General features: G+C 74.4%; 20 protein-coding genes. 8 read left to right on the top strand and 12 right to left on the bottom strand.

Annotation, left to right across the window (positions count from 1 at the left end):
• Nucleotides 1-73: 73 nt before the first annotated feature.
• Genes ACFYUY_RS09640 through ACFYUY_RS09660 form a run of 5 tightly spaced genes read right to left on the bottom strand, consistent with a single transcriptional unit; the run spans nt 74 to nt 5,966 of the window.
• Nucleotides 74-841, bottom strand: a complete 768-nt coding sequence (locus tag ACFYUY_RS09640) for a 3-oxoacyl-ACP reductase (protein ID WP_387899696.1) — start codon at nt 839-841, stop codon at nt 74-76.
• Between the two features lie 5 nt (nt 842-846).
• A complete protein-coding gene (locus tag ACFYUY_RS09645) occupies nt 847-2,220 on the bottom strand; it encodes an aldehyde dehydrogenase family protein (protein WP_387899698.1) in 1,374 nt (457 codons plus the stop codon).
• Entirely contained in the window at nt 2,217-3,074 is an 858-nt protein-coding gene (locus tag ACFYUY_RS09650) for a gamma-glutamyl-gamma-aminobutyrate hydrolase family protein (RefSeq protein WP_360211121.1), read from the bottom strand. Before ACFYUY_RS09650 ends, ACFYUY_RS09645 begins: the two co-directional genes overlap by 4 nt.
• A gap of 22 nt (nt 3,075-3,096) precedes the next feature.
• A complete protein-coding gene (locus ACFYUY_RS09655; protein WP_387899700.1) occupies nt 3,097-4,458 on the bottom strand; it encodes a glutamine synthetase family protein in 1,362 nt (453 codons plus the stop codon).
• The gene (locus ACFYUY_RS09660; RefSeq protein ID WP_387900017.1) at nt 4,455-5,966 is read right to left on the bottom strand and encodes an amino acid permease; all 1,512 of its coding nucleotides are present in this window, start codon (nt 5,964-5,966) and stop codon (nt 4,455-4,457) included. The genes ACFYUY_RS09655 and ACFYUY_RS09660 overlap by 4 nt, the downstream gene beginning before the upstream one ends.
• A 470-nt stretch (nt 5,967-6,436) precedes the next feature.
• On the opposite strand from ACFYUY_RS09660, the gene ACFYUY_RS09665 reads away from it, so the two are divergent.
• A complete protein-coding gene (locus tag ACFYUY_RS09665) occupies nt 6,437-7,186 on the top strand; it encodes an FCD domain-containing protein (protein ID WP_360208533.1) in 750 nt (249 codons plus the stop codon).
• Nucleotides 7,187-7,322: 136 nt separating this feature from the next.
• On the opposite strand, the gene ACFYUY_RS09670 is transcribed toward ACFYUY_RS09665, so the two are convergent.
• Entirely contained in the window at nt 7,323-7,958 is a 636-nt protein-coding gene (locus ACFYUY_RS09670; RefSeq protein WP_387899702.1) for a TetR/AcrR family transcriptional regulator, read from the bottom strand.
• 112 nt (nt 7,959-8,070) lie between these two features.
• Here ACFYUY_RS09670 and ACFYUY_RS09675 point away from each other — a divergent pair, with 112 nt between their 5' ends.
• Nucleotides 8,071-8,856, top strand: a complete 786-nt coding sequence (locus ACFYUY_RS09675; protein WP_360208527.1) for an SDR family oxidoreductase — start codon at nt 8,071-8,073, stop codon at nt 8,854-8,856.
• Between the two features lie 95 nt (nt 8,857-8,951).
• Here ACFYUY_RS09675 and ACFYUY_RS09680 read toward each other — a convergent pair whose 3' ends face one another.
• Nucleotides 8,952-9,389 (bottom strand): nucleoside deaminase, encoded by a 438-nt coding sequence (locus tag ACFYUY_RS09680; protein ID WP_360208524.1) that lies wholly within the window; start codon nt 9,387-9,389, stop codon nt 8,952-8,954.
• Nucleotides 9,386-10,297, bottom strand: coding sequence for an LLM class flavin-dependent oxidoreductase (locus tag ACFYUY_RS09685; RefSeq protein ID WP_387899704.1), 912 nt, complete (start codon nt 10,295-10,297; stop codon nt 9,386-9,388). Before ACFYUY_RS09685 ends, ACFYUY_RS09680 begins: the two co-directional genes overlap by 4 nt.
• 93 nt (nt 10,298-10,390) lie before the next feature.
• Between ACFYUY_RS09685 and ACFYUY_RS09690 the strand changes: the two genes are divergently transcribed.
• Nucleotides 10,391-10,837 carry an Lrp/AsnC family transcriptional regulator gene (locus ACFYUY_RS09690; RefSeq protein WP_360208518.1) on the top strand — a complete coding sequence of 149 codons (447 nt, stop codon included), beginning with the start codon at nt 10,391-10,393 and terminating at the stop codon, nt 10,835-10,837.
• Nucleotides 10,838-10,930: 93 nt separating this feature from the next.
• Here the strand turns inward: ACFYUY_RS09690 and ACFYUY_RS09695 are convergent, their stop codons facing one another.
• On the bottom strand, nt 10,931-11,602 hold the full coding sequence (locus ACFYUY_RS09695) for a macro domain-containing protein (RefSeq protein WP_360208515.1): 672 nt from the start codon (nt 11,600-11,602) through the stop codon (nt 10,931-10,933).
• A gap of 181 nt (nt 11,603-11,783) precedes the next feature.
• Between ACFYUY_RS09695 and ACFYUY_RS09700 the strand changes: the two genes are divergently transcribed.
• The 3 genes from ACFYUY_RS09700 (at nt 11,784) to ACFYUY_RS09710 (ending at nt 17,519) form a co-directional block, all read left to right on the top strand.
• Entirely contained in the window at nt 11,784-13,409 is a 1,626-nt protein-coding gene (locus ACFYUY_RS09700; RefSeq protein WP_387899707.1) for an ADP-ribosyltransferase domain-containing protein, read from the top strand.
• A 181-nt stretch (nt 13,410-13,590) separates the two neighbouring features.
• A complete protein-coding gene (locus ACFYUY_RS09705) occupies nt 13,591-14,577 on the top strand; it encodes an N-acetylglucosamine kinase (RefSeq protein ID WP_387899709.1) in 987 nt (328 codons plus the stop codon).
• A 143-nt stretch (nt 14,578-14,720) separates the two neighbouring features.
• On the top strand, nt 14,721-17,519 hold the full coding sequence (locus ACFYUY_RS09710) for a penicillin acylase family protein (RefSeq protein ID WP_387899710.1): 2,799 nt from the start codon (nt 14,721-14,723) through the stop codon (nt 17,517-17,519).
• A gap of 78 nt (nt 17,520-17,597) precedes the next feature.
• On the opposite strand, the gene ACFYUY_RS09715 is transcribed toward ACFYUY_RS09710, so the two are convergent.
• Nucleotides 17,598-17,987, bottom strand: coding sequence for a hypothetical protein (locus ACFYUY_RS09715; RefSeq protein WP_387899712.1), 390 nt, complete (start codon nt 17,985-17,987; stop codon nt 17,598-17,600).
• Nucleotides 17,988-18,147: 160 nt separating this feature from the next.
• Between ACFYUY_RS09715 and ACFYUY_RS09720 the strand changes: the two genes are divergently transcribed.
• A complete protein-coding gene (locus ACFYUY_RS09720; protein ID WP_387899714.1) occupies nt 18,148-19,392 on the top strand; it encodes a pyridoxal-phosphate dependent enzyme in 1,245 nt (414 codons plus the stop codon).
• Nucleotides 19,393-19,730: 338 nt separating this feature from the next.
• Nucleotides 19,731-20,873 carry a hypothetical protein gene (locus ACFYUY_RS09725; protein ID WP_360208503.1) on the top strand — a complete coding sequence of 381 codons (1,143 nt, stop codon included), beginning with the start codon at nt 19,731-19,733 and terminating at the stop codon, nt 20,871-20,873.
• A 90-nt stretch (nt 20,874-20,963) separates the two neighbouring features.
• Here the strand turns inward: ACFYUY_RS09725 and ACFYUY_RS09730 are convergent, their stop codons facing one another.
• Nucleotides 20,964-22,019 carry a zinc-binding dehydrogenase gene (locus ACFYUY_RS09730; protein WP_387899716.1) on the bottom strand — a complete coding sequence of 352 codons (1,056 nt, stop codon included), beginning with the start codon at nt 22,017-22,019 and terminating at the stop codon, nt 20,964-20,966.
• Nucleotides 22,016-23,680, bottom strand: coding sequence for an NAD(P)/FAD-dependent oxidoreductase (locus ACFYUY_RS09735; protein WP_360208559.1), 1,665 nt, complete (start codon nt 23,678-23,680; stop codon nt 22,016-22,018). The genes ACFYUY_RS09730 and ACFYUY_RS09735 overlap by 4 nt, the downstream gene beginning before the upstream one ends.
• Nucleotides 23,681-23,692: the final 12 nt, after the last annotated feature.

Below are 23,692 nucleotides of genomic sequence, written 5' to 3' on the forward strand. Positions count from 1 at the left end.
CCCCGGCCGGGGCGGTGGGGCGCCGGGCCGGGGGTGGGTGAGTGGGTGGGGTGGGGGTCGCTGCGGGCGGGGGTTACTGCGGGGTGACGTAGGCGCCGGAGATGCCGCCGTCGACGAGGAAGGTGTTGGCGGTCATGAAGGAGGAGTCGTCGGAGGCGAGGAAGGCGACCGCGGCGGCGATCTCCTCGGGCTCGGCGAAGCGGCCGAGGGGGATGTGGACGAGGCGGCGGGCGGCGCGCTCCGGGTCCTTGGCGAAGAGCTCCTGGAGCAGCGGGGTGTTGACCGGCCCCGGGCAGAGGGCGTTGACGCGGATGCCCTCGCGGGCGAACTGCACGCCGAGCTCCCGCGACATCGCGAGGACGCCGCCCTTGGAGGCGCTGTAGGAGATCTGCGAGGTGGCCGCGCCCATGACGGCGACGAAGGAGGCGGTGTTGATGATCGAGCCCTTGCCCTGCCGCTGCATGTGCGGGATCGCGTACTTGCAGCAGAGGTAGACGCTGGTCAGGTTGACCTCCTGGACGCGCTTCCAGGCGTCCAGGCCGGTGGTGAGGATGGAGTCGTCGTCGGGCGGGGAGATGCCCGCGTTGTTGAAGGCGATGTCGACCCGGCCGAACTCGTCGGCGACGCGCTGGAAGAGCGCGCTGACGGCCTGCTCGTCGGTGACGTCGGCCTGGATGAACAGGCCGTCGACCTCGTTGGCGGCCTTGGCACCGGTCTCCGCGTCGAGGTCGACGCAGACCACCTTGGCGCCCTCCTGGGCGAACCTGCGCGCGGTGGCCAGGCCGATGCCGCTGCCCGCGCCGGTGATGACGGCCACCCGGCCGTCGAGTCGCTTGGTCATGCTGCTCACTCCTCCGTGGAGATGAAGACGTTCTTGGTCTGGGTGAAGGCGTCCAGGGCGTCCGGGCCGAGCTCGCGCCCGAGGCCGGACTGCTTGAAGCCGCCGAAGGGCGTGGTGTACCGCACCGAGGAGTGCGAGTTGACGGAGAGGTTGCCGGCCTCGACGCCGCGGGCGACCCGCAGGGCGCGGCCGACGTCCCTGGTCCAGATGGAGCCGGACAGGCCGTACTCGGTGGCGTTGGCGATCCGCAGCGCGTCCTCCTCGTCGCGGAACGGGACGACGGCGACGACCGGGCCGAAGATCTCCTCGGTGAAGGCGCGGTCGTCGTGCCGCACCGGTGCGAGCACCGTCGGCGGGAACCAGAAGCCGGGCCCGTCGGGGGCGGTGCCGCGGAAGGCGACGGGCGAGTCGTCCGGGACGTAGGAGGCGACCCGGCTGCGGTGGGCGGCGGAGATCAGCGGGCCCATCTCGGTCTGCTCGTCGCCCGGGGCGCCCACCTTGACGCCCTTGACGGCGGGCTCCAGCAGCGCCATGAAGTCGTCGAGGACGGACTCCTGGACGAGGATGCGGGAGCGGGCGCAGCAGTCCTGGCCGGCGTTGTCGAAGACCGCGTACGGGGCGGTGGCGGCGGCGCGGGCGAGGTCGGCGTCGGCGAACACGATGTTGGCGCTCTTGCCGCCGAGTTCGAGGGTGACCGGTTTCACCTGCTCGGCGCAGCCGGCCATGATCTCCTTGCCGACCCGGGTGGAGCCGGTGAACACGACCTTGCGCACGTCGGGGTGGGTGACGAAGCGCCGGCCGACCACCGGGCCGCGGCCGGGCAGGATCTGCAGGACGCCCTCCGGGATGCCCGCCCGGAGGGCGAGCTCGCCGAGCCGCAGGGCGGTCAGCGGGGTGAGCTCGGCCGGTTTGACGATGACGGTGTTGCCGGCGGCGAGGGCCGGGGCGAGCGCCCAGGCGGCGATCGGCATCGGGAAGTTCCAGGGAACGATGACGCCGACGACGCCGAGCGGCTCCTGGAAGGTGACGTCGAGCCCGCCCGCGACCGGGATCTGCCGGCCGAACAGCCGCTCGGGCGCGGCGGCGTAGTACTCGATGACGTCCCGCGCGTTGCCGGCCTCCCAGCGGGCGTTGCCGATGGTGTGGCCGGCGTTGGCGACCTCCAGGGCTGCGAGGTGCTCGCGGTCGGCGTCGACGGCGGCGGCGAAGGCGCGCAGCAGTCGGGCCCGGTCGGCGGGGGCGACCCGGCGCCAGCCGTCGAAGGCCGCGCGGGCGCGGGCGACGGCGGCGTCGGTCTCGGCGAGGCCGGCCAGCTCGACGGTGGTGATCACCTCCTCGGTGGCGGGGTTGACGACCTCGTGGAGGTCCGGTTCGGTCATCGGGCGCTCTCCCTGTGGTTCGCGGACGGGCTGCCGGGGTGGCTGCCGGGGTCGGTGCTGGACGGGGTGCCGGGCCGGGTGCCGGTCCCGGCGCCGGGCTGGAGCTCGGACGGGGTGCCGGACGGGGTGCCGGACGGGCCCGCGACCGGGCCGGCGGACCGGCAGGCGGCGACCAGCGCCTGGAAGATCCGCTGGTCGTACGAGTCGGTCTCGGGGTGCCACTGGACGCCCAGCGCGAAGTGCCGGTCCGGCAGTTCGAGCGCCTCGACCGTCCCGTCGGTGCTCCGCCCGGTCACCCTCAGCCCGGCGCCGATCCGGTCGACGGCCTGGTGGTGGTAGCACGAGACCTCGGTGACCGGCCCGAGGACGGCGGCGAGCCGGCTGCCCTCGGTGAGGTCGACGCGGTGCCGGACGAAGGCGGCGGGGACGGTCTGGTGGCTGCCGTCGGGCAGGTGCTGGAGCAGGGTTCCGCCGAGTTCCACGTTGAGCAGCTGCATCCCGCGGCAGACGCCCAGCAGCGGCAGGTCGCGGCTGAGGGCGGCGTGCAGCAGGGTGCTCTCCCAGTCGTCGCGGGCGTGGTGGGGCGGGCCGGTGCGCGGGTCGGCGTCCGCCGCGTACCTGGCCGGGTCGATGTCGGGCCCCCCGGCGAGGAGCAGCCCGTCCAGGGCGTCGAGCAGGTGCTCGACGCCGCCGGGCTGGGGCGGCAGCAGCACCGGGGTGCCGCCCGCCCGGGCGACGGAGTCGACGTAGGTCTGCGGCACGAGCGAGGCGCGCTGGCGCCAGACGGACCAGGCGGCCTCGTCCTGGTAGCTGGTGATGCCGATCAGGGGCCGTCGGCGGTCGTCACGGGTCATGGTGGTTCTCCTGTGCCGTGGTTCAGAGTCGTTCGAAGCCGCGGCGGCGTTCCCAGTCGGTGACGGCCCGTTGGTGGGCGGCGAGTTCGGTGCGTCCGGCGTGGGTGTAGTGGTCGACGACGTCCTTGCCGAAGGCTTCGGTGGCGGCGGGGCTGTGGGCGAAGGCGTCGACGGCGTCGCGCAGGGTGGCGGGGACGCGGGGGGCGTCGGAGGTGTAGGCGTTGCCGGTGAACTCGGGTTCGAGTTCGAGGCGGTGTTCGATGCCGTGGAGTCCGGCGGCGATGAGGGCGGCGACGGCGAGGTAGGGGTTGACGTCGCCGCCGGGGACGCGGTTCTCGAAGCGCAGGGAGGGGCCGTGGCCGATGACGCGCAGGGCGCAGGTGCGGTTGTCGCGGCCCCAGGCGATGGCGGTGGGGGCGAAGCTGCCGGGGACGTAGCGCTTGTAGGAGTTGACGGTGGGGGCGAGGAGGAGGGCGAAGTCGGCGAGGCAGGCGAGTTGGCCGGCGAGGAAGTGTTCCATGGTGGGGGAGAAGCCGTGGGGGCCCTGGCCGGGGAAGGCGGGGGTGCCGTGTTCGTCGCGCAGGCTGAGGTGGATGTGGCAGGAGTTGCCTTCGCGTTCGTCGTACTTGGCCATGAAGGTGAGGCTGCAGCCTTCCTGGGCGGCGATCTCCTTGGCGCCGGTCTTGTAGACGGTGTGGTCGTCGCAGGTGGTGAGGGCGTCGGCGTACTTGAAGGCGATCTCGTGCTGGCCGGGGTTGCATTCGCCCTTGGCGGACTCGACGGTCAGGCCGGCGCCGGCCATGCCGTTGCGCAGGCGGCGCAGGAGGGGTTCGATGCGGCCGGTGCCGAGGATGGAGTAGTCGACGTTGTACTGGTTGGCGGGGGTGAGGTGGGTGTAGTCCTTGGTCCAGGCCTGTTCGTAGGTGTCGCGGAAGACGATGAACTCGAGTTCGGTGGCGGCGTGGGCGGTGAGGCCGTGGGCGGCGAGGCGTTCGAGTTGGCGCTGGAGGATCTGGCGGGGGGAGACGGTGACGGGCTTGCCGTCGTGGTGGGTGACGTCGCACTGGACCATCGCGGTGGCGGGGTGCCAGGGGACGGCGCGCAGGGTGGTGAGGTCGGGGCGCAGGACGAGGTCGCCGTAGCCGTTGTCCCAGGAGGAGATGCGGTAGCCGTCGACGGTGTTCATGTCGACGTCGACGGCCAGCAGGTAGCCGCAGCCCTCGGCCGAACCGGGGACGACGTCGTTCAGGAAGTACTCGGCGGCCACCCGCTTGCCCTGCAGCCGGCCCTGCATGTCCGTCATGGCCAGCACGACGGTGTCGATCTCCCCCGCCGCGACCATGGCGCGCAGCTCGTCGAGGGTGAGCCGGGGACGGCTGCTCATCGGGTCTCCAGTTCGGCGGGGTCGGAGGGGGGAACGGGGCGGGTGCCCACGACGGGGTCGAGCGCGTCGGCGGGACCGGCGGCAGCGGTGGAGGTCGCGGAAGCGGCGGAGGTGTCGTGGACGACCGGCCCGGTGAACCAGTTCCGGGCGGAGGCCAGCCACCACACACCGGCGAAGCCGACCACCACGGCCACCGCCACCGGGGTGTAGTTGAAGCTCTCGGCGGTGATCGGACTGGCCGTCGGGAGCATGAACAGCACGGTGATCACCGCCGTCCAGACCACCGCGACGATCCCGATCGGCCGGCTCCAGCGGCCCAGGTGCCAGGGGCCGCGCGGGAAGTCCTCGCCCTGGCGCAGCCGCAGGTACACCGGCAGCACGTAGGAGATGTAGAGGCCGATGACGGAGATCGAGGTGACGGCGGTGTAGGCGGTGGTGTTCCACAGCGCGGGCAGGCCGAGCAGCAGGGCGCCGCCGGTGGCCAGCCAGACCGCGTTGGTCGGCGTCTGGGTGCGCGGGTCGATGCGGTGCCAGAGGGCGGAGCCCGGCAGCGCGCCGTCGCGCGAGAAGGCGTAGATCATGCGGGAGTTGGCGGTGACCGAGGCCATCCCGCAGAAGAACTGGGCGCCGATGACGATCAGCAGCAGGACCTTGGCGCCGTCGGCGCCGATGGCGTCGATGAAGATCTGCGCGGGCGGGACGCCGGTGTCGCTGGCGAGCGCGCCGTCGTAGTCCCGGATCGCGAAGGTGATGCCGAGCAGCAGGACCCAGCCGGCCACCAGGGAGACGGTGATGGCGTTCACGATGCCGCGCGGTCCGGAGCGGGCGGCGTCGTGGGTCTCCTCGGTCATGTGCGCGGAGGCGTCGTACCCGGTGAGGGTGTACTGGGCCATCAGCAGGCCGATCATCGCCACGTAGAACTGGTTGTGGAAGCCGGTGTTGTCGACGAACTGGGTGAACACGAAGGAGGCGGAGGCGTGCTGGTCCGGCAGCAGGACGAGCGCGCCGACGATGGCGGCCACGCCGACCAGGTGCCACCAGACGGAGACGTTGTTGAGGACGGCGACCAGGCGCACGCCGCGGGTGTTGAGCAGGCCGTGGATCACCAGGATGACGGCGAAGATCTCCATGGTGTGCGCGGGGCTGGCCTCGACGCCGAACTGGAGGGTCAGGAACGCGTTGGTGAAGAAGGCCGCGCCGTAGTCGACGCCGGCGGTCACCGCGACCTGGCCGAGGAAGTTGAACCAGCCGGTGAACCAGCTCCAGGCCGGGCCGCCGCTGCGGGCCAGCTTGGCGGACCAGTAGTAGAGTCCGCCCGCCGTGGGGTAGCTGGAGCAGATCTCGGCCATCGCCAGCCCGACGCAGAGCGTCAGCAGGCCCACCACCGGCCAGGCCCAGATGATCATGGCGGGGCCGCCGGTGTTCATCCCCGTGCCGTACAGGGTCAGGCAGCCGGAGAGGATCGAGACGATGGAGAAGGAGACGGCGAAGTTGGAGAAGCCCGTCATCGAGCGGGCCAACTCCTGGGTGTAGCCCAGTTCGCGCAGCCGCTGCTCGTCGGCGGAGAGGGTGCCGGCGGCGGGAGCGGCGGTGGCGGCGGCGGGAGCGGCGGTGGCGGTGGCGGAATCGGCGCCGGAAGCGGTGGGGGAATCGGTGCCGGAAGCGGCGGGGGACGTTACGGCGCCGGCGTCGGTGCCGGTAACACTTCCGGTGTTCGACGGAAACCCGAGCGGGGCAGGGTGGTCGGGTGAGCGTGCGTCGGTCATGGGCACCCCTGGGGGTTGAGGGTGTGCCGGCGGGCGCGGCCACGACGTCGTGGCGCGACTCCCCCGGCGGGTTAGACGGTCGGACGGCTCTTCCAATGGTCCGGAACCAGACCATTGGGGTGGGTGATCAGCATCGTTCCGGCTCGGCCCGGGCCGCGTCAAGAGCGGAAAGGGGATGAGTCCCGGAACCCGACCGTAGGTACGATTCCGGCGTGGACGTCGACGAGGCACGCGAGCGGGCCCGCCAGGACTGGCAGGCCGGGGCGATCTTCCGCCCGGTGCGGACCGGCAACGCCTTCGAGGAGACCGTCGAACGGCTGCTGCAGGCCATCAAGCTGGGCGTCTTCGGCCACGGCGACCGGCTCCCCGCCGAACGGGACCTCGCCGCCCGGCTCGGCGTCAGCCGCGAGACCCTGCGCGAGGCGCTCCGCACCCTGCAGCTCGCGGGCTGCACCGAGTCCCGCCGCGGCCGCTACGGCGGCACCTTCGTCACCTACCGGATGCCCGAGCCGGACGTCGCCGAGCTGCGCCGCGCCGTCCGCGACCTCGGCGACGACCTGGAGGACGCGCTCACCTACCGCCTGGTGCTGGAGAGCGGCGCCGCCGAGGCCGCCGCCCGCCGCACCCTCACCCCGGAGCAGCGCGCCTACCTGGAGAGCCGGCTCGCCGACCTGGAGGGCGCCCCCGCCGAGCGGTACCGCCAGCTCGACTCGCGCTTCCACCTCGCCGTCGGCGAGCTCACCGGCTCCCCCACCCTGGCCGCGGGCATCGCGCAGGCCCGGATGCGCCTCAACGACCTGCTGAACGCCATCCCGGTGCTGGAGCGCAACATCGAGCACGCCGCCGAGCAGCACCGGGCGATGGTCCGGGCGATCCTCGACGGCGACGGTGAAGCGGCCCGGCGCGCCACCGAGGAACACCTCGCCGCCACGGCCGCCCTGCTCCGGGGCTTCCTGGGCTAGATCACGCCTCGTGGATCACTGCCGGGCCCGCGACGGGCGGCTCCGGCGGTGCCGGGCTTCGGCGGCGCCGGTCTTAGGTGGCGCCCGGCTTCGTGGCGCCGGGCTTCAGCAGCGCCCGACTTCGCGGGGCCGGGCTTCAGCAGGTCGGCGCCGCGGGCCCGGCCAGGGGTTCGTCCCCGGCGGCGGGCCGCAGGCCGCGCAGCAGGTGGGTGAGGAGGTCGTCGAAGACCTGGTCGAGGGCCGGCCCGGAGAGCTGTCCGGAGGCCGCCTGGGCGGCGACGCCGTGCACCGCGGTGTAGAGCACGTTGAAGATCCGGTCGGCACTACCCGCCCGCAGCTCGCCCTCGCGCTGCCCCTGGGCGATGACCGCGTGGATGTCCTCCTCCAACGGCCCCCAGGCGAGCCGGAGTTCGTCCGCGACGGCGACGTCGTGCTTGCGCGCGAAGGTGAGTTCCAGGAGGGCGGGGTGCGCGGCGGCGAAGTCGACGTACGACCGGGCGAAGGCGAACATCCGGTCCCGGAAACCCTCGCCGCTCCTGGCCAGGCGGCTGCGACCCGCGGCGGTCATCCGCTGGATGCCGGTGAGCGCGAGGGCGTCGAGGAGGGCGCGCTTGTCCTTGAAGTGGCGGCTGGGCGCGGCGTGGCTGACGTCGAGGGCGCGGGCGAGCTCGCGCAGTGAGAGCGCGTCGACGCCCTGCTCGCGCAGCGTCTGCTCGGCGCGCTCCAGCAGTGCGGCGCGGAGGTCTCCGTGGTGGTAGCGGCCCGTTCGCATGGGCATCAGCATACGGGAATGTAGTCGTTGACTACTTTGTTGGCACTGACTACATTGAGCTGCGGCGCCGACCGGGGCACCCGACCCCGCGCCTGCCGAGACGAGGAGCGTCATGGACTTCGCCCGCAAGACCACCCTGATCACCGGAGCGTCCACCGGTATCGGGGCCGCGTTCGCCCGCGAACTGGCCGCCCGTGGCTCCGACCTCGTCGTGGTCGCCCGCAGCGAGGACAAGCTGCGCGGCCTGCAGCAGGAGCTGACCGCGGCGCACGGCACCACCGTGCACGTCGTCCCGCTCGACCTCGCCCGGCCCGGCGCCGCCGCCGAACTCCAGCAGCGGGTCGAGGCACTCGGCGCGACCGTCGACATCCTCGTCAACAACGCCGGCTTCGCCACCTTCGGCGCCGTCGCCGAGACCGACCCGTCCCGGATGGCCGAGCAGGTCCAGCTCAACTGCCTCACGCTCACCGACCTGACCGCCCGGCTGCTGCCCGGCATGGTCGACCGCGGACACGGCGCCGTCGTCAACATCGCCAGCACGGCCGCCTTCCAACCGATCCCCCGGATGGCCGTCTACGGCGCCACCAAGGCGTACGTGCTCTCCTTCACCGAGGCGCTGGCGAACGAACTGCGCGGCAGCGGTGTGCGGGCGCTCGCCGTCTGCCCGGGAGCCACCGACACGCCGTTCTTCGACGTGGCGGGCGAGGAGGCCGCGGTCGGCGTCCGCCGCCGGCCCGAGCAGGTCGTCACGACCACCCTGGCCGCGCTGCGCAGGGGCCGGCCCACGGTCGTCGACGGGCTGGTCAACCGGCTCGGCACGCTGGCGCCGCGCCTGCTGCCGCGCCGCGCCACCGTCGCCGTCGCCGAACGCGTCACCCGGCCGAGCGCTGCGGCCTGAGCGGCCTGAGCGGCCGGGACTGCCTGAGCAGCCGGGGCTGCCGAGAACTGCCGGGAGCAGCCCGAGCGGACGGGCGCGCCACCCGGGCGGCCGCGTCAGGCCGAGCCGTAGTAGGCGGCGATCGGGGCGCGGGCCTCGTCGAACAGCGCCGGGCCGTCCTGCGGGACGGTCGGCCAGGCGCCCGACCCCGGGTTGAGGTCGACGAGCTGGTCGGTGGAGAGGGCGAAGACCACCCGGCCGAGGCCGGAGCGGACGATGGCGCCGGCGCACATGGAGCAGGGTTGGCAGCTGGTGTACATGGTGGTGCGGGCGGCCTCGTCGGGGGCGAGCTCACGGGCCGCCCAGCGGGCCAGCTTCAGCTCGGGGTGGGCCGTGATGTCGTCGTCGCGGCGGACGGTGTTGTGCGCCTCGACGAGGACCGTGCCGTCCGGACCGGCCAGCAGGGAGCCGTAGGGGGCGTCGCCCAGGGTCACGGCCTCGGCCGCGATCGCGACGGCGCGGCGCAGCAGGGGTTCGTCGGCGGGGGTGATCACGGTGCCCTCCAGTGGGTGGCCACGGCGGCGAGGTCCCGCCAGGCGATCTGCGGGTGGCGGGTCTCCTCCGGATCGCCGTGGTACGGGTCGAGCACCACGGTGCCCGCGCCGAGGCTGCGGAGCCCGTCGAGGTCCTCCAGGACCTGGTCGAGGGTGCCGACGCCGGCCGGGCGGTCGGGGTCGCCCACCGGCGCGGCGGTCAGCCGCAGCGCGATCCGGGGCGCGAAGCCAGGCAGCTCGTGCTGCGCCAGGACCTCCCGCATCCGGGCCATCGGGAGGCGCAGCGGGTGCCAGGCGTCGCCGAACCGGGCGGCGCGCCGGAGCGCCGCCGCACTGTGGCCGCCCACCCAGACGGGCACCGCGGATCCGGTCGGCCGGCCGTCCGTGGGCCGGTCGTCGGTGGGCGGGCCGTCCGCGGGCTGACCGCCGGTGGGCGGGCCGTCCGCGCCCGGGAGTGCCGGGGCACCGGCCGCCGGGGCCGGGTGCCAGGCCTCCCGCAGGACGCCCAGGTACTCGTCGGTCAGCCTGCCGCGCTCGGTGAACGGGACGCCCAGCGCCTCGAACTCCTGGCGCGCCCAGCCGACGCCCACCCCGAGGACGAAGCGACCGCCGCTCAGCCGGTCGAGGCCGGCGGCCATCCGGGCCACCAGCAGCGGGTGCCGGTAGGGCAGCACCAGCACCGTCGTGCCCAGCCGCAGCCGGGTGGTGAGGCCGGCCAGCCAGGACAGCGTGGTGAACGGCTCGTAGAACGGCTCCGGGTAGCGCGCGGCGACGTCCCCGGTGACGGCCACGTGGTCCGACACCATGAGGAGGTCGAGGCCCAGCCCCTCCGCCGTCCGCGCCCACTCCCGCAGCACGCCCGGATCCGTCCCGGGCCCGAAGTTCGGTACGTTGACGCCAAGTTGCATGCCCCGAGGCTATCCCGGCGATCATGGGGCAGGGAACGGAGACTTCCCGGTTGTGGCGGCCCGCTGCCGTGAATCTCCCGGTAGGGTGGCCGGATGGCCGTGAATCTTGACGACGTCGACTGGGCGATCATCGAGCAGCTGCAGCAGGAGGCCAGGATCTCCCTGAGCGAGCTGGGGCGGCGGGTGAGGCTCAGCCCCTCCGCCACCACGGAACGGGTGCGCACCCTGGAGTCGCTGGGCGTCATCAGCGGCTACCGAGCCGTGGTGGACCTGGCCAAGGTCGGCTACCCCGTGCTCGCCGTCGTCCGGCTGAAGTACCCGGGCAACCGCCACCAGCCGCTGCGCCGGCTGCTCGCCGAGCGGCGGGAGATCCTGGAGTGCCTGCGCACCACCGGGGACGACTGCTACACGCTGAAGGTGGCCGCGACCTCCATGGAGCACCTCGAGGTGCTCGTGGACGAGCTGGCCGGCTTCGGCAGCACGACCACCAGCGTCGTGTACAGCCAGACGCTGCCCGGCCGCGGCCCCGGCCGGCCGTGACGGCCCACCGGCGCTCCTGTCCGGCCCGGCCCGACGGAGCGGCCGGGCACCCCGACCCGCGGGCGGGCCCACCCGGCCCGGCACCCGCCCGGGTCAGCGCCGGCCGGTGCCGCGGGCCGGCGGGGATATCCGGACGCGCTGCGTCACGGGCGCGCTCTCGAGGTCGTCGAGCTGGGCGAGGACGGTGGCCCGCAGGTCGTCGTAGTCCTCGAAGCGGTGGTCGTTGAACAGGGTGTAGCCCGTCCACATCAGGTTGGCGCACACCCGGGCCGGCACCCGGCCCGTCCGCGCGCCCATGCCGACCAGGGCCACGGACCGGATGCTGCCCGGCGCCGCCGCGTTCTGCCGGTGGACGGCCTGGAAGGCGGCGGCGCAGGCGAGGGCCACGTTCAGCGTCTCGCTCACGTTCTGCGAGGACCCGGCCATCGTCGGCGCCGAGATCAGGAAGCGCGGGTTGGTCGCGCCGGAGGGGACGCAGACCGCGCTGCCCACCGGGAGCGCCCCCGCGGCCTCGTCCCGGATCGCCCGCTGCACGCGCAACTGGATGCCGGCGCCGAGGTGACGCCTGATCACCGCGTCGACCCCGCCGTCCATCCGGCCGCGCGCATTGGTGGGGCTGACCCAGGCGTCGACGTGCTCGTCGAGGATCGAACCCACCCGGACCTCGACCCCGGGGACGTCGGCGAACGCCGCCCTCCAGGCCTCCACCACCGACGCGTTGACGTCGGCCAGCACCACCCTCAGCGGGGACCGCGTGTCGTCCATGCTCATGCTCCACTCCCATCGGCGTACGGCCTCGACTGACCACGACGCTAGCGCCCACCTCTGACAATCCGCGGACCACGGGCTGTCACACCCCGCAGGTAGGAATGGGGGTGTCCGCCAGGGGCCCGCCCGGTGCCTGACGGGCCATCACGAACGAGCCGACGTCCCGGAGTGCCGCCCCATGAGCGAAGCCAACGCCACCACCCCGTCCGACCCGACCGACCCGCTGGCCCTCGCCGAACTCTTCGCGGGCGGCGGCGAGCCCTGGCTGCCGCTGCTGAAGCCGGTCATCGAGGCCCGGCCCGACGCCGCCGCGTTCATCGGCCCGGGGCGCGGCCCGGACGTCGTGCCCGTCCGCGAGCTGACCTTCCAGGCGCTGAAGCCCCACGCGCCGCACAAGTGGAAGGTCGTCGTCTTCGGGCAGAACCCCTACCCGCGGCCGGAGAGCGCCACCGGCATCGCCATGTTCGACAACACCTTCCACGACTGGAAGGACAGCCAGTTCGGCCGGGTCGTCAGCATCCGCTGCATCATCAAGGCGGCGGCGATGTGGAAGTACGGCATACCCAAGAAGACACCGATCGCCGACGTCCGGGCGCTGCTGAAGGAGAAGGAGACGGTCCAGCCGCCGGAGTGGTTCCAGGCGATGCTCACCCAGGGCGTGCTGCTGCTGAACGCCGCCCTGACCGCCAGCAGCGACGGCGCCCTGGGGCCGGAGCGGCACACCGCGTTCTGGCGGCCCGTCGCCGAACGGATCGTCGAGGAGATCCTGCGCGCCAAGCAGCACGCCGACGAGGAGGACCGCGGCGTCGTCTTCGCGTGGTGGGGGGCGCACGCCCGCAGCCTGAAGAACGTGGTGCTCCGGCTCCAGAAGAAGTACCCGGGCGTCGAGGTCCGGCACATCGACCACCCCAACCCCGCGGCGCAGGGCGACGTCTTCTGCGACGGCGCGCACTTCGCGACGGTCAACGAGGCCCTCGCCTCGCTGGGCGCCGAGGAGGTCGACTGGCTCCCGAGCACCGGGTGGAACCGGCACGCCGACGGGCGGGGCCCGGCCGACGGCGACGTCGCCGAGCGGATGGGCGCGTTCATCGCCTCCACCATGGAGCTGCACCAGCTGTACCTGGAGCGGCTCGCGAGCGTCAAGGACGAGGGCCTCGTCCTGCCCGCGATCACCGGCGTGTTCGACACCCCGCTGATGGACTTCCGGGAGGCCGTCGAGCCGGTCGCCCGGTTGCTGCGCGGGCTGGACCGGCACGTCACGCTCTCGCACGAGTTCGGCAAGCGCCGGGCCGACGGCGCACCGGCCGCCGCTGGCGGGCTGTCCGCCGACGCGATCGCCGCGCTCTACCTCTACACCTGCGAGTCGGCGTTCTACCGGGAGATCAACGCCGTCCTGCGCTCCCCCGACCGCTCCCGCCTGGTGCCCTACCTGCCGTACCTGCGGCTGCTGTTCGCGGCGGTGTCCCAGCTGCCCGTCCGCACCGAGCCGCTCTGGCGCGGCGTCCCGCTGGACCTCCGGGCGCAGTACCCGCTGGGGCGGACGGTGACGTGGTGGGGCGTCTCCTCCTGCACCTCCAAGCTGGGCGTGGCGCAGGCCTTCCTCGGCAGCCGCGGCAAGCGGACGCTGTTCGAGGTGCGCCCCGCCCGGGCCACCGGCATCCAGGACTTCTCCGCCTTCACCGGCGAGGAGGAGTTCATCCTGCTCCCGGGCACCCAGTTGGAGGTGACGGACGTCCGGACGGAGCGCGGCGGTCTGTGCACCGTCACGCTCACCGAGCTGGCGGAGCAGACCCTGGTGTCCTGACCGACGGACCCGGGGCGGTCGGACGGGGCGGCGGGTCGGCGCGCGTCCGGGGCGGCGGGGCGCCGGCGGGTACGCTTCCACCCGGACCGCGAACCGCGACTCCCGACCCGCGGACCCCGGCCCGCACCCCTGCCGCGCACGAGCCGCCCCGGGCGGCGGACCGCCCTCCCGGAGGCGCCCCGTGAGCACCTTCCACCTCGGACTGGACGCGGGCGGCAGCAGGACCGGCGCCGTCCTCCTCGACGCCGACGGCGCGCTGCGGGGGCGCGGCGAGGGCCCCGGCGCGAACCCGGCCGGGCAGCGCCCGGGCGACGTGCTCGCCCACCTCGGCGCGGCCGCCGCCGGCGCCCTGGACGGGCGGGAGCCCCGGCTGGTCGGCTCCTGCCTGGTCGGGCTCGCCGGGTACCGGGCCCTGCCGGATCCCGAGCGGTTCGCGGAGCGCTGCCGGGCCGCCCTGCGCCTCGGCTGCCCGGTGCGACTCGTCCCGGACACCGTGCCGGCCCTCGCCTGCGGCGGCGTCACCGACGGGCACGGCACCGTGCTGATCGCCGGCACCGGCACGGTCTGCGCCCGACTGGCGGGTACCCGCACGATCGCCCGCGCCGGCGGGCTGGGCTGGCTGCTCGGCGACGAGGGCGGCGGCTTCTGGCTCGGCCGCGAGGCGCTCCGGCACGCCCACGCGGACCCGGCCGGCCCGCTGGGTGCCGCCGTGCGCGCCCACTGCGCCGCCGACTCCCCCGACGACCTGCTGCGCTGGGCCTACCAGGGCCCGCCCCGGCGCCTCGCCGCCCTCGCCCCGCTGGTCTCCCGGCTGGCGGAAGAGGGCGACGGACCCGCCCTCGCGATCGCGCACACCGCCGCCGGCCACCTGGCCGCCCTGGCCCGTGCCACCGCCGTGCCGGAGGAGCCCCTGGTCCTCGCCGGCGCGGTCGCCACCTCCGCCGGCCCGGTCCGTGAGCGGCTCCTCGTCCTGCTCGCCGACCTGCACCCCCGGCTCCCCCGCACCGACCCGGCCACCGCCGCCGCCCGACTGTCCGCCCGCCACGCCGCCCACCGCCCGGCCGCGCACGACCCGCTCGACGACGACCCGCTCAGCCGCGACGCGGCGCCCGACGGCCCCTCGCCCGACAGCCGCTCGCCCGGCGACCCCTCGCCCGGCGACCGCTGACAGCGCCTCATCCGCCCCCAGGCCATCACCCCCGAGCCGTCAACTCCACGGCGCCCCAGCGGAAATGGCATGCACGCCACTAGCCAACCGGTCAGTAGCACCCCTACCGTCGACTCCCCGTGACTTCGACGGAGGAGCACGCCTTGCGCCCACGCCCCCACCCCCTCCGGTTCCCGGCCGCCGCCCTCGCGTCGGCCCTTCTCGTCACCGCCGCCCTGACCACCACCCCCACCGCGGCCGCCCCTGCCCCCGCGCCGGCCGCAGCGGCCGACTACTGCGGCGGCCGCTGCACCGACATCCTGCCGCCCGGCGAGAACGGCAACGCCACCCTCGCCGAGATCCTGCTCAACCGGGTGTTCGGCAGCCGCCCCGCCCACACCGACGACCAGCTCGGCCCGTACGCGGGCCTCGCCGCCGGCTACCCCGGGCTCACCGACGCCAAGCTGCGCGACTTCTTCAACGACGCCTCCTTCGGCGTCCCCGCCGACCAGGTGGCGAGCACCGCCAGCCCCCGCGGCGACGTCACCATCGTGCGCGACAAGGCGACCGGCGTCCCGCACATCAGCGGCACCACCCGCTACGGCACCGAGTTCGGGGCCGGCTACGCGGCGGCCCAGGACCGGCTCTGGGTGATGGACCTGTTCCGGCACGTCGGCCGCGGCCAGCTGTCCGGCTTCGCGGGCGGCGCCGCCGCCAACCGCCAGCTGGAGCAGAGCTTCTGGCAGGCCGCCCCGTATACCGAGGCCGAGCTCCAGCAGCAGATCGACGCGCTCGCGTCCCGCGGCGGCCGGGCCGCCCAGGCCCTCGCCGACGCCACCGCCTACCTCGACGGGATCAACCAGTACGTCCGGGAGGCCTACAACGGCCGCATCTTCCCCGGCGAGTACGACCTGACCGGGCACATCGACCCGATCACCAACGCCGGGTCCATCGAACCGTTCAAGCTGACCGACCTGGTGGCCCTCGCCTCCGTGGTGGGCGCGCTGTTCGGCTCCGGCGGCGGCGGCGAACTCGCCTCCGCGCAGGTCAAGTCGGCCGCCGAGGCCCGTTACGGCAAGGACGCCGGGGACGCCGTCTGGAAGTCGCTGCGCGAGGCCGACGACCCCGAGGCCGTCGAGACCCTGCACGACGGCCAGCGCTTCCCCTACGCCACGGTGCCCGACAGCCCGCAGGGCGAGGCGCCGCCCGACCCGGGCTCGGTGGTGCCCGAGCGGATGGTCTACGACGCCACCGGCTCGGCCGGCACCGCCGCCACCGCGGCACCGGGCCTGCTGCCCGGCAACCTGCTCAGCGCCCGGCACGGCATGTCCAACGCCCTGCTGGTCTCCGGCGCCCACACCGACGACGGCCACCCCGTCGCCGTGTTCGGACCGCAGACCGGCTACTTCGCCCCGCAGCTGCTCATGCTGGAGGAGATCCAGGGCCCCGGCATCAGCGCGCGCGGCGCCGCCTTCGCCGGCCTGAGCTTCTACGTCCAGCTCGGCCGCGGCCAGGACTACGCCTGGAGCGCCACCTCCGCCGGGCAGGACATCACCGACACCTACGCCGTGCCGCTCTGCACCACCGACGGCTCGCCCGTCACCACCGCCGCCGAGTCCTACCTCTGGCACGGCCAGTGCGTGCCCCTCGACCGGCTGGAACGCAAGAACGCCTGGAGCCCGACCACCGCGGACTCCACCGCGGCCGGCTCGTACACCCTGGTGATGTACCGCTCCAGGTACGGCCTGGTCACCGCCCGCGGCACGGTCGGCGGCGCGCCCGTCGCCTTCACGTCGCTGCGCTCCACCTACCGGCACGAGGCCGACTCGATCATCGGCTTCCAGGAGCTCAACGACCCCGGCGCCGTGCACGACGCGGCGGGCTTCCAGCGGGCCGCGCAGGACATCAACTACACCTTCAACTGGTTCTACGCCGACTCCCGCGACATCGCCTACTACAACTCCGGAACCAACCCCGTCCGCGCCCCCGGCGTCGACCCGGGCCTGCCGCTGCGCGCCGAACCGGCCTACGAGTGGACCGACTTCGACCCCGTCACCAACACCGCGCGGTACACCCCGCCCGCCGAGCACCCACAGTCCGTCGACCAGGACTACTACATCTCCTGGAACAACAAGCAGGCCGACGGCTTCACCACGGCCGGCTTCGGCAACGGCTCGGTGCACCGCGGCAACCTGCTCGACGACCGGGTCAGGGCGCTGCTGCAGGGCGGCGGCAAGGCGAGCAGGGTCTCCCTCACCCAGGCCATGGAGGGCGCCGCCCTGACCGACCTGCGTGCCGAGGACGTGCTGCCCGACCTGATCCGGGTGCTGCGCAGCGCCCCGGTCACCGACCAGACGGCCGCCACCGCGCTGCAGCAGCTGGAGACGTGGCTGGCCGACGGCGGCCGGCGCAAGGAGACCTCGGCCGGCAGCCACAGCTACGCCGACGCCACCGCGATCCGCGTCATGGACGCCTGGTGGCCGCTGCTCGCCGAGGGGACGATGCGCCCCGGCCTCGGCGACCAGCTGTTCACCGCGCTGACCGGCGCCCTGCAGATCAACGAGTCGCCCTCCGGCGGGCAGAGCGGCCCCGGCGGCGGCTCGACGAGCGCCAACGAGTCTATCCCGCACAAGGGTTCGGCCTTCCAGTACGGCTGGTGGAGCTACCTGGACAAGGACCTGCGGTCCGTCCTCGGCGACCGGGTGGCCGGCCCGCTGGCGCGCCCGTACTGCGGCGGGGGCGACCTCGCGGCCTGTCGGGGCGTCCTGCTCGACACCCTGAAGCGGGCCGCCGCCCAGACCCCGGCCCAGGTCTACCCGGGCGACGCCGACTGCTCGGCCGGTGACCAGTGGTGCGCCGACACCGTCATCCAGCGTCCGCTGGGCGGGGTGACGGACGTCAGGACGACCTGGCAGAACCGGCCGACCTACCAGCAGGTGGTGCAGTTCACCGCCCACCGCTGAGCCACCACACCGCCGAGCCGCCGAGCCCGGACGTCGCCGGTGCCCCGCCCGACCCGGGTGGGGCACCGGCGGCGGCCGTCAGGACGGCTTCGACGCCTCCGCAGCCCCGGATCCCGATCCCGATCCCGATCCCGACCCGGAACCCGATCCCGCCCCGGAACCCGCCCCGGACCCCGCCTGCGCGGTCAACCGCCGCCGGTGGCCGCGCAGGTGCTCCAGCGGATCCCGGAGCCGTCGGCCGGCCTGCAGGTACGCCGTGCGGCCGTCGGGAGTGGTCATCCGCATGTGGACGGCGTCGGCCAGCTCCGCCGCCGTGTCCACCAGGTCGATCAGCTCGGCCAGCAGCGCGGCCTGGTCGGCGGGCGCGACGGCCTCGCGGCGTGCCCGGGCCCGGGGCAGGGCGTCCTCGCGGATCTTCGCCCGGGCCTCCCGAACGGTGGTGCTCATCGCCTCGATGTCGCCGTCCACGCCGGCCCCCTGTCCGTGCTGCGCCTGCCGATTCGCGGTGATCCTTCCCCGGGCGGGGCGGCGGCACTCCCCCGGTCCGGGCGGGCGGCCGGGGTCCGCGCACCGGCCGGGGCCGGGAATCCGGCGGACCCGGCCCGGAGGGAGGACATAGGCTCCTGACATGGCGACAGACGGATCACTCGCAACCGGTCAGCGTTCCCTCGGCGACCCTTCCCTCGACTACCCCCTGTGGCCCCCGCTCACCGCCGGCTGTCCGGGCACCGGCACCGCGGACGTCGCCTACCCGGTCGAGGTCGACTACGCGTACGGGAAGGCGGACCCGGCGGCCGTGTTCGCGCCGTCGGAGGTCGCCGGCCTGGAGCGGTGGGCCCCGCTGCTGCCGCCGCTGCTCGCGCCGGGCCTGGGCGAGGGCGGCACGCCGCTGGTCGAGCTCGAACCGGGGGTGTACGTCAAGGACGAGTCCCGCAACCCGACCTGGAGCCACAAGGACCGGCTGAACCGCTGCACCACCAGCGCCGCCGTCGGTGTCGGCGCGGCCGGGATCGCGGTGGCCTCCTCGGGCAACCACGGCGCCTCCGCCGCCGCCTACGCGGCCCGGGCCGGGCTGCGCTGCGTGGTCCTCACCGGCCCGGACCTGCCGCCGAACGTCGACGCGTTCCTGAACGCCTACGGCGCGGTCGTGCTGCCGGTGCCCTGGGAGGCGCGCTGGCCGCTGCTGCGCCAGGTGGTCGACCGCCTCGGTCTGCACCCGGTCAGCAACCTCACCACCACGCACACCGGGCACGCGTACGGCCCCGAGGGCTACAAGACCGTCGCCTACGAGATCTTCCGGGACCTCGGGGTGCCGGGCGCGGTCTTCGTGCCCACCGGCTACGGCGAGCTGCTGTTCGGGGTCTGGAAGGGGTTCGCCGAACTGCACCGGCTCGGGCTGGCCGAGCGGGTGCCCAGGATCTACTCCTGCGAGTCGGCCTCGGGGGCGCCGCTGGCGAGCGCCCTCCGGCAGGGCCTGCCGGCCGCGCGCACGGCCGTGGCGCCGGGCCGGGCGTACTCGATCGCCGCGCCGGTCGGCGGCTACCGGGGCGTGCTCGCGGTGCGCGGGAGCGGCGGCCGCGCGCTGGTGCTGGACGACGCCCAGCTGACGGCCGCCCAGGGCGAGCTGGCCCGGGCCGGGCTCTGGACGGAGCTGTCCGCGGCGGCCGGGCTCGCCGGGCTGCGCAGCCTGGGCGGGGCGGCGGGCGGCTCCCGGGGAATCGAGGGAGCCGAGGGCATCGAGGGACCGGTGGTCTGCGTGTCGACGTCCAGCGGCTTCAAGGACCTCGGGGTCGGCTCCCGGAGGACCGAGCCGGTCGCCCCCGAGTGGGAGGCCGTCCACCGCCGGCTGCAGGCCGCCGGGATCTGCGGCTGACGGCCGCCCCCGCACGGGCGGCGGACATCCGGCCCCGGAACCAGGACCAGGACCAGGACCAGGCGTCCGGCACCGGGACCAGGCACCCGTCACCCGGCACCCGGCACCCGGCACCGCGGAAACCCCTTGGTCCCCGGTGCCGGGTGCCGGTACGGTCGCTGTGTGGCCGTCGTAGCGAACTCTCGCCGATTTACCGGCCCCCCGGCCCCCGTTGGGCGCCGCAGGGGTCGGACGTCGCCACGCCTCCAGGGCTGAGCCGCCGGCCCGGGGCGGCGGTCGTGCCCAGGGGCCGGGGGGTGTGCCGTCACCCCGTCACCGCTCCCGGCCAGGAGGCCGCCATGTCCGTACCCGGCACCGCCGTTCCCGCCCGTCTCTCCCCCGAGCAGCTCGCCCGCGACCTCGCCGTCCGGGACCTCACCGACCCCGCCGCCGGTCCGCACGCCGTGCAGCTCGTCCTCGCCCGTGCCGTCGAGGCGCTGGCCGCGCTCTGGGGCTGCGAGGTCCGCTGGTGGCGCGGTGAGCGCGTCGTCACGGTCGAGGACAACTACGACCACCTCGGCTACCGCGCCGACGACATCACCCGCGACACCCGGTACACCCGCTACGTCGACGACCGGCGGATGCTCCGCAGCCACTCCAGCGCCCTGGTGCCGGCGGCGCTGCGGGCCCTGGCCGCGGATCCGGCCGAGGACGTCCTGCTGGTCTGCCCCGGCCTGGTCTACCGCCGCGACAGCATCGACCGGCTGCACACCGGCACCCCGCACCAGCTGGACCTGTGGCGGCTCACCCGCCGCCCGGCCCGGCTGACCACCGCCGACCTGGACGGGATGGTCACCGCCCTGGTCGGCGGTCTGCTCCCGGGCGCCGAGCACCGCCACGAGGAGCGCGTCCACCCGTACACGCTGGCCGGCCGCCAGGTGGACGTGGCCCGCGGCGCGGAGTGGATCGAGGTCGCGGAGTGCGGCCTGGCCCACCCCGGCGTGCTGGCCCGGGCCGGGCTCGGCGCCGAGTGGAGCGGTCTGGCCCTCGGCATGGGGCTGGACCGGATGCTGATGCTGCTCAAGGGCGTGGACGACATCCGGGTGCTGCGTTCGACCGAGCCGTCGGTGGCCGCCCAGCTGACCGACCTCGCGCCCTACCGGCCGGTGTCCGCGATGCCCGCCGTCCGCCGGGACCTCTCGGTGGCGGTGGACCGCGACGACCTGGCGGAGGACCTCGGGGACCGGGTCCGCGACGCGCTCGGCCCGGACGCGGACTGCGTGGAGACCGTCGAGATCCTCGCCGAGACGCCGTGCTCGCAGCTGCCGCCACGGGCCCTGGAGCGGCTCGGCGCGCGCCCCGGGCAGAAGAACGTCCTGCTCAAGCTGGTCCTGCGGCACCTGGACCGGACGCTCACCGACCGTCAGGCCAACCTGCTGCGGGACCGCGTCTACGCCGCCGTCCACCAGGGCACCGCCCACCAGTGGGCGGCCACCGGCTGACGGCCGCCGGTGGGGGCGTGGCGGCGGCCACCACCACGCCCCCGCCACGCCCCGGCCGCGACCCGGCCGCGACCCCGCGACGACCCGGCCTCAGAGCCGGACGAGCACCTTGCCGCGGCTTGCGGCCCGGTCCTGGTAGAGGCTGCGGTAGGCGGCGGGGATGGTGTCGAAGCCGCGGTGGACGGTCTGGTGGTACTGCAGGTCGCCGCTGCGGACGAGGCCGCCGAGGTCCCGCCGCAGGGCCGTCCAGTTCTCCTCGGTGAACCACTCCAGCGAGAAGATGCCGCGGACGGTGGTGCGCGGGAACATGATCATCGGCAGCAGCCGGGGGCCCGTCCAGCGGCCGCCGACCTGGCTCCCCCACTGCCAGCAGACCGCGACCCGGCTGTCGACGTTGAGCATGGTGAAGACGACGTCGGTCAGCGTGCCGCCGAGGCTGTCGAAGTAGCGGTCGACGCCGTCCGGGGCCGCCTTGGCGAGCCGCTCGGCGAGCCGCTCGGGGTCGTCGCCGTCGCGGTAGTGCAGGACGGCGTCGAAGCCCAGGTCCCTCAGCCGGTCGGCCTTCTCCGCCGTCGCCGTGGTGCCGACGACCCGGGCGCCGCGGTGCCGCGCGAGCTGGCCGACCAGGGAGCCGACGGCCCCGGAGGCGCCGCTGACCAGCACGGTGTCGCCGGGGCGCACGGCCAGGAACTTGTCCACGGTGCCCCAGGCGGTCATCCCGGGCCCGCCGAGGACGCCCAGGGCGGTGGAGATCGGCAGGGCGTCGTCGTAGTGGTCGGGGTCGAGGCGGCGGTAGGCCGGGAAGACCATCGGGAAGGTGCCGGTCTGCCAGGGGGTCGGGGCGCCGTTGCCGATCACGTGGCTGCGCCAGCCGCCGAAGCCCTGGACGAGGTCGCCGACGGCGAAGCGGGCGCGGGGGCCGGCCTCCAGCACCTCCATGATCGAGTCGGCGCCCATGTGGTCCCCGACCGGGGTGTCGAGGGCGATCCCCTGGAGGTACGGGTCGACGGAGACGTACCGGGTGCGCAGCAGCATCTCGTCCTCGGCGAGCCGGACGTCGACCTCCTCGACCACCTTCCGGTACATCCGCTCGACGTCCGGCACGCCGTCGGCGTGCTCGTGGACGACCCACTTCTCGATCCTCACGAGGTGACTCCAAACTGGCGGTCCGCGGGGCCGACCGGCTCGACCAGCAGGGTGGGCGGCGGGGCGGTGTCGTCGACGGCGGCGGTGAACGGCTTGCGGTCGTCGCGGCAGATGAACTGCACGACGTGGCGCCCGGCGGCGGCGGCCCGGATGAGGCCGCCGGTGGTCGCCCAGACGCCGGAGAGGTAGAAGTCGCGCAGGCCCGGCAGCCCGGGGCCGTTGCGCTTGATCTCCTCCTCCAGGGTCTCGCCGCTCTCCACGAAGGGCTGCCAGCCGAGCACGGTGCCGTCGTAGTTGGCGGTGTAGCGGACCTGGGTGAGGGGGGTGGAGACGTCCTTGACCGCGACGGCCTCCTTCAGCCCCGGGTGGTGGCCGTCGAGGAAGTCGACGAGGGCGTCGCGCACCCGGCGCTTCTCCCGCTGGTACTCGCGTCCGCGGCCGACCGGCAGGGTGTGCAGCTCCTCGCCGCGCCGCAGCCGGGGCGCCTGTTCGGGGCCGGTGCTCAGGGCCCGCCAGGGGGCGATGTCGCAGAAGTAGCTGACGTAGACGACGGTCGTCCCGGCGGGGGACAGTTCGGGGTAGTGGCGGCTGCGGAACTGGACGTTGATGCTGGGGTGCCGGATGCCGGTGAGCCGGGCCGCGAACTCCTCCTCCAGCAGGTGGGTGGTGCACGGGTCCCCGGCCGGGAAGGGCCGGCGCAGGCCCAGGAAGACGGTGAGGTAGCCGGGGAAGACCATGCCGGGTTCGGTGATGGTCCGGGTGTACAGCCGGCGGTAGGTGTCGTTCAGGTAGCGGCCCTTGAGCAGGTCGAGCATGGTGGTGCGGCCGTCGCAGGCCGCGACGACGATGTCGGCGCGGACCTCCCGGCCGTCGCTGAGCCGCACCCCGACGGCCCGGTCGCGCTCGACCAGGATCTCGGTCGCCCTGGCGTTGTAGGTGATCTCCCCGCCGAGCCGCCGGTAGCGCTCCTCGACGGAGCGGGCCAGGCCCAGCGAGCCGCCCTCCGGCACCCCGGCCGACTGCCCGGCGTGCGCGGCGAGCTGGAAGTAGGTGGGCAGCACGGGGAAGTTGGGGTGCTTCTCGTAGAGTACGAAGTTGAAGGCCTCGCGCAGCAGCGGGCTGCGGAAGCGGGCCGAGTAGTCGCTCATCAGCTCGGTGATCGAGCGCCGGATCACGTTGAGGTGGGGCAGGAAGGAGGCGAGCATCCGCCAGCGTTCCCGGCGCCCCATGAGCCCGACCGGCTTGAGGAAGGGGTAGTGGACCAGCGCGCGGCGGAAGGACCGCAGTCCGGCGCAGAACCGCCGGATCTGCCGGGCGTCCTCCGGCGCGAGGTCGAGCAGGTGGGCTTCGAGGCGGTCGGGGTCGGAGTAGAAGCGGACGGCGCCGCCGTCGCGGGTGCGCACCACGTTGAAGACGTCGAAGTTGCGCATCACCTTGCCCTGGAGGGCGCCGAGTTCGAGCCAGATCTGGTGCATCTCGTTGCCGGGGCCGCTGCCGAGCAGCCAGCTGACGCAGCAGTCGAAGGTGAACTCCCCGCGGTCCCAGGCGGTGCAGCAGCCGCCGGGCAGTTCGTGCATCTCCAGGATGCGGCTGCGGTAGCCGTTCATCTGGGCGTAGCAGCCGGTGGACAGGCCGCCCAGGCCGCCGCCGACGATCACCATGGTCCGCCTGCC

Origin of the sequence: Kitasatospora sp. NPDC004745, assembly GCF_042873275.1 — a bacterium.
Classification (GTDB): domain Bacteria; phylum Actinomycetota; class Actinomycetes; order Streptomycetales; family Streptomycetaceae; genus Kitasatospora.